Origin of the sequence: Rhizobium indicum (assembly GCF_005862305.2) — a bacterium.
In the GTDB taxonomy this organism is placed as follows: Bacteria; Pseudomonadota; Alphaproteobacteria; order Rhizobiales; family Rhizobiaceae; genus Rhizobium; species Rhizobium indicum.
Genome location: NZ_CP054021.1, coordinates 2,282,741 through 2,295,651, shown reverse-complemented (window position 1 = coordinate 2,295,651; position 12,911 = coordinate 2,282,741). Strand labels below are relative to the sequence as shown.

General features: G+C 61.8%; 12 protein-coding genes. 6 read left to right on the top strand and 6 right to left on the bottom strand.

Annotated features, from left to right (window positions below):
- Window positions 1–25 precede the first annotated feature (25 nt).
- Both ubiB and ubiE read right to left on the bottom strand, forming a co-directional pair.
- Complete coding sequence (gene ubiB, locus FFM53_RS11415) at window positions 26–1,600, bottom strand: 2-polyprenylphenol 6-hydroxylase (protein WP_138388352.1); 1,575 nt, start codon at window positions 1,598–1,600, stop codon at window positions 26–28.
- A 200-nt stretch (window positions 1,601–1,800) separates the two neighbouring features.
- Window positions 1,801–2,577, bottom strand: a complete 777-nt coding sequence (gene ubiE / locus FFM53_RS11410; RefSeq protein WP_138332276.1) for a bifunctional demethylmenaquinone methyltransferase/2-methoxy-6-polyprenyl-1,4-benzoquinol methylase UbiE — start codon at window positions 2,575–2,577, stop codon at window positions 1,801–1,803.
- Window positions 2,578–2,726: 149 nt separating this feature from the next.
- Between ubiE and mutM the strand changes: the two genes are divergently transcribed.
- The 5 genes from mutM (at window position 2,727) to FFM53_RS11385 (ending at window position 8,545) form a co-directional block, all read left to right on the top strand.
- Complete coding sequence (gene mutM / locus FFM53_RS11405) at window positions 2,727–3,632, top strand: bifunctional DNA-formamidopyrimidine glycosylase/DNA-(apurinic or apyrimidinic site) lyase (RefSeq protein ID WP_138332277.1); 906 nt, start codon at window positions 2,727–2,729, stop codon at window positions 3,630–3,632.
- Window positions 3,633–3,671: 39 nt separating this feature from the next.
- On the top strand, window positions 3,672–4,445 hold the full coding sequence (locus tag FFM53_RS11400; protein ID WP_138332278.1) for an enoyl-CoA hydratase: 774 nt from the start codon (window positions 3,672–3,674) through the stop codon (window positions 4,443–4,445).
- A 192-nt stretch (window positions 4,446–4,637) separates the two neighbouring features.
- Window positions 4,638–4,916: a 30S ribosomal protein S20 gene (gene rpsT, locus FFM53_RS11395; protein ID WP_003544819.1), complete on the top strand. Its 279-nt coding sequence runs from the start codon at window positions 4,638–4,640 to the stop codon at window positions 4,914–4,916.
- Window positions 4,917–5,774: 858 nt separating this feature from the next.
- Window positions 5,775–7,325: a chromosomal replication initiator protein DnaA gene (gene dnaA / locus FFM53_RS11390; RefSeq protein ID WP_138332279.1), complete on the top strand. Its 1,551-nt coding sequence runs from the start codon at window positions 5,775–5,777 to the stop codon at window positions 7,323–7,325.
- 137 nt (window positions 7,326–7,462) lie between these two features.
- Window positions 7,463–8,545: a saccharopine dehydrogenase family protein gene (locus FFM53_RS11385; RefSeq protein WP_138332280.1), complete on the top strand. Its 1,083-nt coding sequence runs from the start codon at window positions 7,463–7,465 to the stop codon at window positions 8,543–8,545.
- A 62-nt stretch (window positions 8,546–8,607) separates the two neighbouring features.
- Here the strand turns inward: FFM53_RS11385 and hemW are convergent, their stop codons facing one another.
- The 4 genes from hemW to rph are packed head-to-tail and all read right to left on the bottom strand — an operon-like array spanning window position 8,608 to window position 11,606.
- Entirely contained in the window at window positions 8,608–9,810 is a 1,203-nt protein-coding gene (gene hemW, locus FFM53_RS11380) for a radical SAM family heme chaperone HemW (protein WP_138332281.1), read from the bottom strand.
- A 9-nt stretch (window positions 9,811–9,819) separates the two neighbouring features.
- Window positions 9,820–10,464, bottom strand: a complete 645-nt coding sequence (gene rdgB / locus FFM53_RS11375) for an RdgB/HAM1 family non-canonical purine NTP pyrophosphatase (protein WP_129417677.1) — start codon at window positions 10,462–10,464, stop codon at window positions 9,820–9,822.
- On the bottom strand, window positions 10,465–10,890 hold the full coding sequence (locus FFM53_RS11370) for a VOC family protein (protein ID WP_138388351.1): 426 nt from the start codon (window positions 10,888–10,890) through the stop codon (window positions 10,465–10,467).
- Complete coding sequence (gene rph, locus FFM53_RS11365; RefSeq protein ID WP_011650181.1) at window positions 10,887–11,606, bottom strand: ribonuclease PH; 720 nt, start codon at window positions 11,604–11,606, stop codon at window positions 10,887–10,889. Before rph ends, FFM53_RS11370 begins: the two co-directional genes overlap by 4 nt.
- Before the next feature lie 128 nt (window positions 11,607–11,734).
- On the opposite strand from rph, the gene hrcA reads away from it, so the two are divergent.
- Window positions 11,735–12,823, top strand: coding sequence for a heat-inducible transcriptional repressor HrcA (gene hrcA / locus FFM53_RS11360; RefSeq protein WP_003544833.1), 1,089 nt, complete (start codon window positions 11,735–11,737; stop codon window positions 12,821–12,823).
- Window positions 12,824–12,911 lie beyond the last annotated feature (88 nt).

Below are 12,911 nucleotides of genomic sequence, written 5' to 3'. Positions count from 1 at the left end.
AACACCGCATGTTTTTGGCACGCGGTCAGCTCAGCATCCAGGCAATATAGAGAAGCGTCAATGCGATGACCCACAGCGCAATCTTGGCCGAACGGTTGTGCCGCGCTTCGGCCTTACCGATCGCCTCCGCCGTCTCAGCATCGAAACGTAAGCCGTGCTCACTCATATGCAGAAGCTGGTGGTGGAATTTTTCGGTTTTTGCCGCGATTTCCGGCACGGCTTCGGCGAGCTTCACTGCCGCCTTCAGCCCGTCCTTGATATCGGTGGCGATCCGCTTCGGCCCGAGATTGGTACGGATCCAGTCGCCGACGACAGGCTCGGAGGCTTTCCACATGTTGAAGCGTGGATTGAGCATGCGCGACACGCCTTCGACCACGACCATGGTCTTCTGCAGCATCACCAGCTCCGGCCGCGTCGCCATGTCGAAGAGTTCGGTCACTTCGAACAGCAGCGTCAGCAGCTTGCCCATCGAGATCGTCTCGGCCGGCTGTCCATGGATCGGCTCGCCGATCGCCCGGATCGCCTGGGCGAAGCTTTCGACATTGTGGTGGCCGGGCACATAGCCGGCCTCGAAATGCACCTCGGCGACGCGGATATAGTCACGGGTGATGAAGCCATAAAGGATTTCGGCGAGGAACCGCCGCTCCTTCTTGCCCAGCCTCCCGACGATGCCCATGTCGACGGCGACGATCATGCCGCCCGCATCGACGAAGAGATTGCCCGGATGCATGTCGGCATGGAAGAAGCCGTCGCGCAGCGTGTGGCGCAGGAACGACTGGATCAGCGTATCGGCAAGCAGGTTGAGATCGTGGCCCGCCGCGCGCAGGCCCTCGACATCGGACATTCTCGTGCCGTCGATCCACTCCATGGTGATGACGTCGCGCCCGGTGCGCTCCCAGTCGACCTTCGGCACGCGGAAACCCGGGTCCTTTTCGGTATTTTCGGCGATCTCGGAAAGGGCTGCCGCCTCCAGGCGGAGATCCATCTCCACCTTGGTCGTCTGCTCGAGCGTCTTCGTCACTTCGACCGGCCGCAGCCGCCGGCTGGACGGCAGGAAACGCTCCTGCATATGGGCAACGAGATACATTGCCTCGATGTCATGGGCAAAGCGCTGGCGCACGCCGGGCCGCACGATCTTGACGGCGACCTTCTTCCGGCCCTCGGCGCTATCGACCTCGGCCGGATGCACCTGCGCGATCGAGGCGGCGGCGATCGGATCGCCGAAGCTCGCATAGAGCTCGCCGATCGGCCGTCCGAGCGAGCCTTCGATATTGGCCTTGGCGGCTGCCGAGGGAAAGAAGGCCATCCGGTCCTGAAGCTGCGACAGGTCGTTGGCGAATTCGACGCCGACGACATCCGGCCGCGTCGCCAGGAACTGGCCGATCTTCACATAGGAGGGACCGAGCCGCTCGACAGCCTGGGCCAGCCGGTCGCTGCGCTTCTGATGCCGCGCCTTGCTTCGCTCGAAAATCGTGACGAAGGATTTGGCGAGCGCCACCGGAGGCGGCAGCCCTTCGGAAGGAAGGGCGGACACGACACCCTCACGCACGAGCACCCAGCCGACGCGCCAAAGGCGGAAATATGCGCCGAAAGTACTCATGCAGGCTGGCCTGCTTGCAAATACGCGGCCAATCTCTCCACCCTCATTCCTGTGCTTGTCACAGGAATCCAGCCACCGCGCGTCTGCGCGGTGATTGACTCAATAAGGTGTGAAGTGTCTTTCGCGCCCAAGGACTTGGACGCGCTGGATTCCTGTGACGAGCACAGGAATGAGGGAAAGCGCGTGGCCTGCGTCATGCGTCAGAGCTTCCAGCCGGAATGGAGTGCGGCGATGCCGCCGGTATAATTGGTGAAGGTGACGCGCGAAAAGCCGGCCTGGCGGATCATTGCCGCGAAATTCTCCTGGTTCGGGAACTTGCGGATCGATTCCACCAGATACTGGTAGGGTTCGGCATCGCCGGTGATCGCCTTGCCGAACTGCGGAATGGCGTTGAACGACCAGGCGTCGTAGATCTTGTCGAGAAGCGGCATATCGACTTCGGAAAATTCCAGCACCAGCAACCGTCCGCCGCGCTTCAGGACGCGATAGGCCTCAGACAGCGCCGCATCGATCCTCGGCACGTTGCGAATGCCGAAGGCGATCGTATAGGCGTCGAAGCTGCCTGCCTCGAAAGGCAGTTCCTCGGCATTCGCCTCGACGAAGGTAAGATTGCCGGAAAGCTTCTTCTTTTCCGCCCGCTCGGCGCCGACGCCGAGCATCGAACCGTTGATGTCGAGCACCGTGGCATGCGCCTGTCTGCCCGAGGCCTCGACGATGCGGAAGGCGATATCACCAGTGCCGCCGGCAACGTCGAGTATCTTGTAGCCAGGCTCCTTGCGCGGGTTCAGCGCCGAGATCATCGCATCCTTCCAGGCGCGGTGCATGCCCATCGACATGACGTCGTTCATGATGTCGTAGCGCTTGGCGACCTTATGGAACACCTGGTTGACCAGGCCCTGCTTCTGGCCATCAGGCACTTCGCGGAAGCCGTAGGAGGTCTCCATACCGCCGTCGGCGGAAGTGCGGCTTTCTGACATCAGACTGCTCCGTTCCTGAAGATTCGGGCGCGGCGGCCATAGCGAAAGACCGCGCGCGACGTTATCTATGGGCCGCATTCTCCGCGGCACAATGGCGCTATAGCGCACATCGTCGCCGGTTGAAACACGTTAGAGATAGATGGGTTAAGATGCCGGAATTGCCAGAAGTCGAAACGGTGAAACGCGGCCTGACGCCGGCGATGGAGGGCACCCGCGTCACCAGGCTGGAGCTGCGCCGCGGCGACCTGCGCTTTCCCTTTCCCGACGCTTTCGCGGACAGGGTTTCCGGCCGCACCATCGTCGGCCTTGGCCGCCGCGCCAAATATCTGCTGGTCGATCTCGACGACGGCAACACGCTGATTTCGCATCTCGGCATGTCCGGTTCTTTTCGCATTGAGGAGGGCCATATCGACGAGGGGGCTGCCTCCGGCGTGCCGGGCGAATTCCACCATGCCCGCTCGAAGGACGAGAAGCACGATCACGTTGTCTTCCATCTGCAAGCGGCCAGCGGCCCCCGCCGCGTCGTCTACAACGATCCGCGCCGTTTCGGCTTCATGGATATGGTGGGACGCGCCGATCTCGCCGCCCATCCCTTCTTCCGCGATCTCGGCCCAGAGCCGACGGGAAACGAGCTCAGCGCCGCCTATCTGGCCGAACGCTTTCGGGACAAGGCGCAGCCGCTGAAGAGCGCGCTGCTTGACCAGAAGAACATTGCCGGTCTCGGCAATATATATGTCTGCGAAGCATTGTGGCGCGCGCATCTTTCGCCGATTCGCGCCGCCGGCACGCTGGTGACGGCGACTGGCCGGCCGAAGACGCAGCTCGACCTGCTCGTCGCTTCGATCCGCGACGTCATCGCCGACGCGATCGCCGCCGGCGGATCATCGCTGCGCGATCATATCCAGACCGACGGATCGCTCGGCTATTTCCAGCATTCCTTCTCCGTCTATGATCGCGAAAGTCAGGCTTGCCGCACGCCCGGCTGCGGCGGTACGGTCGCCCGCATCGTCCAGGCGGGTCGCTCTACCTTCTATTGCGCCACCTGCCAGAAATAAGCCTGCCAGAAGTTAAGAGTGAGAAACCGGGAGAACAGCATGGCCTATGAAACCCTGATCGTCGAAACCCGAGGCAATGTCGGCCTCGTCACGCTGAACCGCCCGCAGGCACTGAACGCGTTGAACTCCGCTGTCCTGAAGGAACTGAAAGAGGCCTATGCCGCCTTCCACGCCGACGAGACGGTCGGAGCGATCGTGCTGACCGGTTCCGAGCGCGCCTTTGCTGCCGGCGCCGATATCAAGGAGATGCAGCCGCTTGAGTTCGCCGATATCTATAAGAGTGATTTCATCAGCGGCTGGGATGAGGTCGCCAAGGCGCGCAAGCCGGTGATCGCTGCCGTCAGCGGTTTTGCGCTCGGCGGCGGCTGTGAGCTCGCCATGATGTGCGATTTCATCATCGCCTCGGAGACGGCGAAGTTCGGCCAGCCGGAAATCACCCTCGGCGTCATTCCCGGCATGGGCGGCTCGCAGCGGCTGACGCGCGCCGTCGGCAAGGCGAAGGCAATGGATCTCATCCTGACCGGCCGCATGATGGATGCGGCCGAGGCGGAACGATCGGGACTCGTTTCGCGTGTGGTAGCGCCCGATCGCCTGCTCGAAGAGGCTTTTGCCGCAGCCGAGAAGATCGCTGCGCTGTCGCGCCCCTCGGTGATGATGGCCAAGGAGGCGGTCAACCGTGCATTCGAGACGACGCTGGAGGAGGGCTTGCGTTTCGAGCGCCGCCTGTTTCACAGTCTCTTTGCCACGGACGACCAGAAAGAAGGCATGGCCGCCTTCGTCGAGAAGCGCAAACCTGCTTTTACGCACCGTTGAATGCTTTTCGGTGCTTGCCGGTGGTAAAGCTTGAAAATCCGCGTTGACGTGGGCCGGCTTTAGAGTTATATGCCCGCCCACGGTTCGGAAAGCCGGTTTGGTTTTCCGCGATTGCTCCCGCATTGCTGGATTTTGTGGCCGCAGGGCCCGCGGTAATGGCGGAGTTTGTTCGAATTCTTGAGAGAGGCATCCATGGCCAATACAACTTCGGCGAAAAAAGCGACCCGCAAGATCGCCCGCCGTACCGACGTCAATAAGGCTCGTCGCTCGCGCGTTCGTACTTTCGTTCGCCAGGTCGAAGAGGCCATCGCATCCGGTGACGCCGCCAAGGCGAAGGAAGCTTTCCTGGCGGCTCAGCCCGAGCTTGCCCGCGCCGCCAGCAAGGGCGTGCTGCATTCCAACACGGCATCGCGCAAGGTCTCGCGTCTGGCTGCTCGTGTGAAGGCTCTTTCGGTCACCACGACCGCGTAATCTTCCGTTAAGGACTTCTTCTTTATGATTAGCCCGGTAATTTTACCGGGCTTTTTCGATTCCGCCGATCAGCCCCTGCATGGTTAATCTCACGACTGTTTCGTGTCAGCGCCATGACAGGAAAAAGTGTTTAAAAACAATGACTTGCGCAAGGATGCTTTTGCACTGCGCGACTCTGCCCCAAGCTTCCCGGACCACAGGCGAGTCAAGAGGATTTTATTTTTTTTCTTTCAATGCGTGTCAAAATAGCCCGAACGGGGGAATCTCTTTGATTCAACTGCGATTCTTTTTTGACGCTGGTGTGACGCCCGAAAACGGCAGGCGGAGTCAATGGCCGCTTGTTAATTTTGCGTAAAATTCATCGTTGATATTGCCGTTTGATCCTGCCTAAATGGCTTTCAACAAAGGGCGCGGACATCACCTGCAGAGGCTCAGTTTTAACTGCCACGTCGGCAGGGCGATGAGTTTGTGCCTTTTGTTACGGAGCCCTGCGCTTCCGTTTTTTCAAGCACTCGACGGATTTGAGCCGTAACGTGGCTGTTACGGAGCGGGGATGTTTTGTGCCTTCAGTGGCCGCACGTTTAAGGCGAGGCCGCCGGAGAAGGTAAAGTAATATTGCGTTCGGGCTGGTCGGCCGAAAACGAGGTTCGACCGCCAGCCTGACACGGAAAGCCGATGAAGGTTGCCGCATGAATGCGGCCCCTGCAACGGAGTTCTGCGTCGGTCCCATTGAGGGGCCAGTGTTTTGAGTGAACCGGCAGGCGAGCGGCTCATGAGGATCCGTCAGCCCGCCAAAGCGGGGAATGATCGGGCGGCCGTTTTAGCGGATGCCGCCCGGTGGAATTGAAAGGCGGCATTATGCAGATGAATACGATGACGACGGGCGGGCTCGACAATGGGGATGCGGCACCGCAGACGTTCGGCTCCATTCGCCTCGAAGTGGGCGAAGCAAAGGCGGAAATGAAGCAGAACGTATTGTTTGAGCGCGTCAGCGCGCGCTTGAAGGCCCAGGTCGGCCCTGACGTCTATGCCAGCTGGTTTGCCAGGCTGAAGCTGCATTCGGTCTCGAAGAGCGTGGTTCGCCTTTCGGTTCCCACGACCTTCCTGAAGTCATGGATCAACAATCGTTATCTCGATCTCATCACCGGTCTGTTCCAGGCCGAGGATCCGGAAATTCTGAAAATCGAAGTCCTGGTGCGCACGGCAACGCGCCACGGCACCAAGGCGCTCGATGAGGCGGTCGCGCCGGAACCAGCCGCCCCCACGCAGATGCGTCGCCCGACAAGCGCGCAGCCGGCCGGTCAGGCCGTCCAGCAGGCGGTTTCGGCTGTTGCCGCCGCAAGGCCAGCAAGCTTTGGCTCGCCGCTCTTCGGTTCGCCGCTCGATAGCCGCTTCACCTTCGACACCTTCGTCGAAGGCAGCTCGAACCGGGTCGCACTTGCGGCTGCAAAGACCATCGCAGAAGCTGGTCAGGGCGCCGTGCGCTTCAACCCGCTCTTCATCCATTCGACCGTCGGCCTCGGCAAGACCCACCTGCTGCAGGCGGTCGCCAATGCGGCAGTGCAGAACCCGCGGGCTCTGCGTGTCGTCTATCTGACGGCCGAATATTTCATGTGGCGCTTTGCCACCGCGATCCGCGACAATGATGCGCTGACGCTGAAGGATTCGCTGCGCAACATCGATCTCCTGATCATCGACGACATGCAGTTCCTGCAGGGCAAGATGATCCAGCATGAATTCTGCCATCTCCTGAACATGCTGCTCGACAGCGCCAAGCAGGTCGTCGTTGCTGCCGACCGTGCGCCCTGGGAGCTGGAGTCGCTCGACCCCCGCGTTCGCTCGCGCCTGCAGGGCGGTGTCGCGATCGAATTCGACGCGCCGGATTACGAGATGCGTCTCGAAATCCTCAAGCGTCGCCTTGCTGTCGCCCGGCTCGAAGATCCGTCGCTCGAAATTCCGGCCGAACTGCTCCAGCATGTCGCCCGCAACGTCACGGCCAGCGGCCGCGAACTCGAAGGCGCCTTCAACCAGTTGGTCTTCCGCCGCTCCTTCGAGCCGAACCTGTCGATCGAACGCGTCGACGAACTGCTCGCCCATCTGGTCGGCTCCGGCGAGCCGCGCCGTGTGCGCATCGAGGATATCCAGCGCATCGTCGCAAGGCACTACAATGTCTCGCGCCAGGAACTGGTGTCGAACCGCCGCACCCGCGTCATCGTCAAGCCGCGCCAGATCGCCATGTATCTGTCGAAGACGCTGACGCCGCGCTCCTTCCCGGAGATCGGCCGCCGGTTCGGCGGGCGCGATCACACGACCGTGCTGCATGCGGTGCGCAAGATTGAGGAGCTGATTTCGGGAGACACCAAGCTTTCGCACGAAGTCGAGCTTCTGAAGCGCCTGATCAACGAATAATCGACTAGTTTTTCCGAAAAATCGACGGCCGGAAGCGATTCCGGCCGTTTTCCTTTATAAGTTTTTTATTCTATACCTCCCGCGCAGCCAGTGCATGTCAAAGACTGAAGCGCCAAAACGGCGCGTGGGAGGAATGAATGAGTTTCGAAAAGATCGCCGTTCTCGGCCTGGGCAAGGTCGGACGGCTGGCGGCGACGCTGTTGCATGAAGGCGGCTTCGATGTCATCGGCGTCGACGCGCAATTGCCGCTGAGCGACGTCCCCTTCAAGTGCCGCACCGGCGATATCTCCGACCCCCAGGTGATCGGCGAACTGCTCGCGAATGTCGAGGCGGTGCTCTCCTGCCTGCCCTATCATTTGAACATCGAGCTGGCGCGTGCCGCCCATCTTGCCGGTATCCATTATTTCGATCTGACCGAAGACGTTCCCACAACCAATTTCATCATCGAACTGTCGAAGACCGCCCGCGGGCTGATGGCGCCGCAATGCGGCTTGGCGCCGGGTTTCGTCGGCATCGTCGGCGCAAGCCTGGCCGACGGCTTCGATCGCTGCCGGTCGATCCGCATGCGCGTCGGCGCCCTGCCGCAGCATCCGACCGGGCTGCTCGGCTACGCCTTCAACTGGTCGCCCGAGGGCGTCGTCAACGAATATCTGAACGACTGCGAGGTCATCGAGGGCGGTGTGCGCAAGCTCGTCTCGCCGATGGAATGGCACGAGACCGTCTATGTCGGCGGCGTCAAGCTCGAAGCCTTCACGACGTCGGGCGGCCTTGGCACCATGTGCGATACGATGCTCGGCAAGATCGACAATCTCGACTACAAGACCATGCGTTATCCCGGCCATATGGAGCTGATGAACTTCTTCTTCCACGAGCTGTTGATGCGCGACAAGCGCAAGCTCGCCGGCGAGATCCTGACCAATGCCAAGCCGCCGGTTGAAGACGATGTCGTCTATGTCCATGTCGCCGCCGAGGGCACCGAGAATGGCAGCCTGCGCCGCAAGGAGTTCGTGCGCGCCTATTACCCGATCGAGATTGCCGGGGCGCGCCGCACGGCGATCGCCTGGACGACGTCAGCCTCCGTCGTCGCCGTCATCGAGATGGTCCGCGACGGTCTGCTGCCGGCGACCGGCTTCCTGCACCAGGAGCATATTCCGCTGGAGATGTTTTTGAAGACACCGACCGGCAGCCTCTTCAAGGCCGGTGCCACCAGCCACGGCTGAGAAATGCCCTCAGGTGCGGCGGCAATATCGATGCCGCCGTGCCGCAAATCCAGCCCGACGCGTCAGCAGGCGAGATCGGCGACGACGGAATCGAGGATCAGCATGCCTGATGGCGTGCAGCGCAGGCGTGAATTGCCGATCCGCTCGATGAATTTGTGTTCGAGCAGGAATTCCTCGCGTTTCGGGTCGAGGTCGCGGCCCGAAAGCTGCTGCCAGCGGGCAAGATCGACGCCTTCCCTCAGCCGCAGCCCCATCAGCAGCAGCTCGTCGGACTGCTCCTCGAAGCCGAGCCGCTCCTCGTCGAGAATGCCGTGCCCATCACGCTCGACCATGTCGAGCCAGGTTTCCGGCTTGCGCTCGGTCGCCGTCGCGAGCTTCTCCGGGCCACGCGTCAGCCGGCCATGGGCGCCCGGGCCGATGCCGGCATAGTCGCCATAGCGCCAGTAGGTCAGGTTATGCCGGCTTTCGGCCCCCGGCCGGGCATGATTGGAAACCTCATAGGCCGGCATTCCCTCACGCGCGGTGATCTCCTGCGTCGCCTCGTAGAGCAATGCCGATTGCTCGCCATCCGGCACGATCAGCTTGCCGGCCTTGTGCAGGCCGTAGAAGGGCGTGCCTTCCTCGATGGTCAGCTGATAGAGCGAAAGATGATCGACCGCGTAGGAGATCGCCTCCTTCAGTTCCGTTTCCCATTCCTCGACCGTCTGATTGGGTCGGGCATAGATCAGGTCGAAGGACATGCGCGGGAAGATGTCGCGCGCCAGCCTTATCGCCTTCAGCGCGTCGGCGACATCATGCAGCCGGCCGAGGAATTTCAGATCCCGGTCGTTCAGCGCCTGCACGCCGAGCGAGACGCGATTGACGCCGGCCGCCCGATAGCCGCGGAACCGTTCGGCCTCGACGCTCGAAGGATTGGCCTCCATGGTGATCTCGATGCCATCTGGCACATGCCAGTGCCGCGCAATGCCGTCGAGAATGGCCGAGACCGTTTCCGGCTTCATCAGCGAGGGCGTGCCGCCGCCGAGAAAGACGCTCGTCACCGTCTTCGGCCCGCTGATCGCCCGGACCGCCGCCATCTCCGTCAGGAAGGCTGATGTAAAGCGCTCCTGATCCACGGGCTGATGGCGCACATGGCTGTTGAAGTCGCAATAGGGACACTTCGCCGCGCAGAAGGGCCAATGCACATAGACGCCGAAGCCCGGCTCGCCGGTATCAGGCAGCAGAGCCGCGTCGCGCGAGGTGCTTGGCGTGTCGAAATTGTCCACGGACCGACTCTATGCCTCCAGGCAGGTTTCGACAAAGAGTTTGAAGGCGCGGGCACGGTGCGACAGCGCTTGCGGCTTGCCGACGTTCCAGCCGTGTTTTTCCTCGCCGCTCATTTCGCCGAAGGTGATGTCGTAGCCCTCGGGCTGGAAGACCGGATCGTAGCCGAAGCCCTGCGTGCCGCGCGGCGGCCAGACGACGCTGCCTTCCACCTCGCCGCGAAACAGCTCCGTATGCCCATCCGGCCAGGCAAGGCAGAGCACGCTGATGAAACGCGCCGTGCGCTGTTCCGGCTTTGTCGCGCCCGCGTCCTGCAGCGCCTTTTCCACCTTGGCCATCGCCATGTCGAAATCGCGCGTGCCGTCTGCCCTCTCCGCCCAATTGGCGGTGTAGACACCGGGATCGCCGCCGAGTGCATCGACCACCAGCCCGGAATCGTCCGACAGCGCCGGCATGCCGGCGGCATTGGCCGAGGCGACCGCCTTGATCGTCGCATTCTCCTCGAAGCTCGTGCCCGTCTCATCCGGTTCGACGAAATTCAGCTCGGCGGCCGATTTGGCGGTGAAGCCGAGCGGCCCGATCAATTCCTGGATCTCGCGGATCTTGCCGGCATTGTGGCTGGCGACGACGATGGTCTTCGTTTCAAGCTTGCGCATTCAGATATCCTGTTCGATGCCCCAGATTTTAGCCTCCGCGCATTCCAGGCTGTTGCCATCAGGATCGCGGAAATAGATCGAACGGCCGCCGTTCGGCCAGTGCACTTCGGATTCGATCGCAACGCCCGCCGCGGTCAGCCGCTCGGCCATGGCATCGATATTGCGGCCGGACACCCGGAAACAGGCATGGCCCTGGCCGCTCGTGCCGTGCGGCGGCACCTGCAGTGCTTCAGGCGCTGGCGGCTTTACCGTTTCCTCGGGATTGAAGATCAGGAGAACGCCCGGACCGCAGCGGAAGAAGACATGCCGGTTGGCGGCGCGGGCGATCTTTTCAAGCCCGAGAACGTCTTCGTAGAACGTCTCGGCCTTATCGAGATCCCGCGCATAGAGCGCTGTTTCCAACATGCCTTCCAGCATGGGGTTCATCCTTCGACGGCTTGCTTCTGCAGCGCCACGAGTTCGCCGATGCCGTTCCTGGCAAGCTGCATCAGCGAGGTGAATTCGCCCTCGCTGAACGGCGTGCCTTCGGCCGTGCCCTGGATCTCGACGATCCCGCCGGTGCCTGTCATGACGAAGTTCGCATCGGTCTCGGCCGAGGAATCCTCGAGGTAATCGAGATCGATCACCGGCTGGCTGGCGAAGATACCGCAGGAGATGGCGGCGACGTGATCCTTCAGGACCCGGTCGACCTTGATCATGTTGCGGCTTTCCATCCATTTCAGGCAGTCGTAAAGCGCGATCCAGCCACCGGTGATCGAGGCGGTCCGCGTGCCGCCATCGGCCTGGATGACATCGCAATCGAGCGTGATCTGCCGCTCGCCGAGCGCCTGCAGGTCGACGACGGCGCGCAGCGACCGACCGATCAGCCGCTGGATTTCCTGGGTGCGGCCGCCCTGCTTGCCGGCGGCGGCTTCGCGCTTCATGCGTTCGCCGGTCGCCCGCGGCAGCATGCCGTATTCGGCCGTGACCCAGCCCTTGCCGGTATTGCGCAGCCATGGCGGCGTCTTTTCTTCGAGGCTCGCCGTGCAGAGCACATGCGTGTCGCCGAACTTCACCAGGCAGGAGCCTTCCGCATGCTTGGAAAAATTGCGCTCGAACGAGACCTTGCGCATCTGGTCGATTTTTCTGCCTGAAGGCCGCATTCTTATCTCCTGGGGTTTATTTGACCGCTTCTACGATTGGCGGCGCTCATTTGCAAATTCCCTTTTGCCACGGGTGTGAGTTTGACTTACTTTTCGGGAAGTATCATCAGCACGGGTTCGAAAGCTTCATGGGCATCAGGTCGACGTCGGTTTCGGATGCCGTAGCTGCGCTGGACGAGCGCTCCAGGGAAATTTTTCGTCGCATCGTCGAAGGTTATCTGGAAAGCGGCGAGCCGCTCGGTTCACGCAACCTGTCCCGTATCCTGCCGATGTCGCTGTCGCCGGCCTCGGTGCGCAATGTCATGAGCGATCTCGAAGAGCTCGGCCTGATCTATTCGCCGCATGTCAGCGCCGGCCGGTTGCCGACCCAGATCGGCCTGCGCTTCTTCGTCGACGCCTTCATGCAGGTCGGCGATCTCTCGGCCGAGGAGCGCGCCAACATCGACCGCCAGGTGCGGGTCGAAAGTGGCGGCAATCCCGTCGAATCGATGATGAACGAGGCAAGCCGCATGTTATCCGGCATTTCGCGCGGCGCCGGCCTCGTCATCACCTCGAAAAGCGATCCGGTGCTGAAACATGTCGAGTTCATCCGGCTCGAACCGACAAAGGCGCTGGCCGTGCTCGTCGGCGACCATGATCAGGTGGAAAATCGCATCATCGAGCTGCCGGCGGGCGTCACCTCCTCGCAGCTGACGGAAGCTGCAAATTTTCTCAATGCCCATATGTCCGGCCAGACCCTGCCGGAGCTTCGCAAACAGTTAAGCCGGTTGAAGGACGACGTCCGTCACGAGCTCGATGCCCTGTCACGCGATCTGGTCGAGCGCGGCATTGCTGTCTGGGCCGGCAGCCCGGACGAGGGAAAGCCCACGCAGCTGATCATCCGCGGCCGCGCCAACCTGCTCGAAGGCCTCGCCGGCGCCGAGGATCTCGACCGGCTGCGCCTGCTGTTCGACGATCTCGAGAAGAAGGACAGTCTGATCGAGATCCTCAATCTCGCCGAAAGCGGTTCGGGCGTGCGCATCTTCATCGGTTCGGAAAACAAGCTCTTCTCGCTGTCCGGCTCGTCGCTCATCGTCGCGCCCTATCGTGACGACGACGATCGCATCGTCGGTGCCGTCGGCGTCATCGGCCCGACGCGGCTCAATTATTCGCGCATCGTGCCGATGGTGGACTATACGGCCCAACTCGTCTCCCGCCTTTCGCGCAATCAGCTTTGACGCGCAGCTATCAGTCACGCGGAATTTTCGCTTCTTTGTCACGCAGACTTGATTTTTTTCGGTCAAACCTCGATATCGGGCGCATCTG

Bases quoted from the DNA above. Each gene is read 5' to 3' on its own strand.
- ubiB (WP_138388352.1), bottom strand. From the start codon at position 1,600: ATGAGTACTTTCGGCGCATATTTCCGCCTTTGGCGCGTCGGCTGGGTG.
- ubiE (WP_138332276.1), bottom strand. From the start codon at position 2,577: ATGTCAGAAAGCCGCACTTCCGCCGACGGCGGTATGGAGACCTCCTAC.
- mutM (WP_138332277.1), top strand. From the start codon at position 2,727: ATGCCGGAATTGCCAGAAGTCGAAACGGTGAAACGCGGCCTGACGCCG.
- FFM53_RS11400 (WP_138332278.1), top strand. From the start codon at position 3,672: ATGGCCTATGAAACCCTGATCGTCGAAACCCGAGGCAATGTCGGCCTC.
- rpsT (WP_003544819.1), top strand. From the start codon at position 4,638: ATGGCCAATACAACTTCGGCGAAAAAAGCGACCCGCAAGATCGCCCGC.
- dnaA (WP_138332279.1), top strand. From the start codon at position 5,775: ATGCAGATGAATACGATGACGACGGGCGGGCTCGACAATGGGGATGCG.
- FFM53_RS11385 (WP_138332280.1), top strand. From the start codon at position 7,463: ATGAGTTTCGAAAAGATCGCCGTTCTCGGCCTGGGCAAGGTCGGACGG.
- rdgB (WP_129417677.1), bottom strand. From the start codon at position 10,464: ATGCGCAAGCTTGAAACGAAGACCATCGTCGTCGCCAGCCACAATGCC.
- FFM53_RS11370 (WP_138388351.1), bottom strand. From the start codon at position 10,890: ATGAACCCCATGCTGGAAGGCATGTTGGAAACAGCGCTCTATGCGCGG.
- rph (WP_011650181.1), bottom strand. From the start codon at position 11,606: ATGCGGCCTTCAGGCAGAAAAATCGACCAGATGCGCAAGGTCTCGTTC.
- hrcA (WP_003544833.1), top strand. From the start codon at position 11,735: ATGGGCATCAGGTCGACGTCGGTTTCGGATGCCGTAGCTGCGCTGGAC.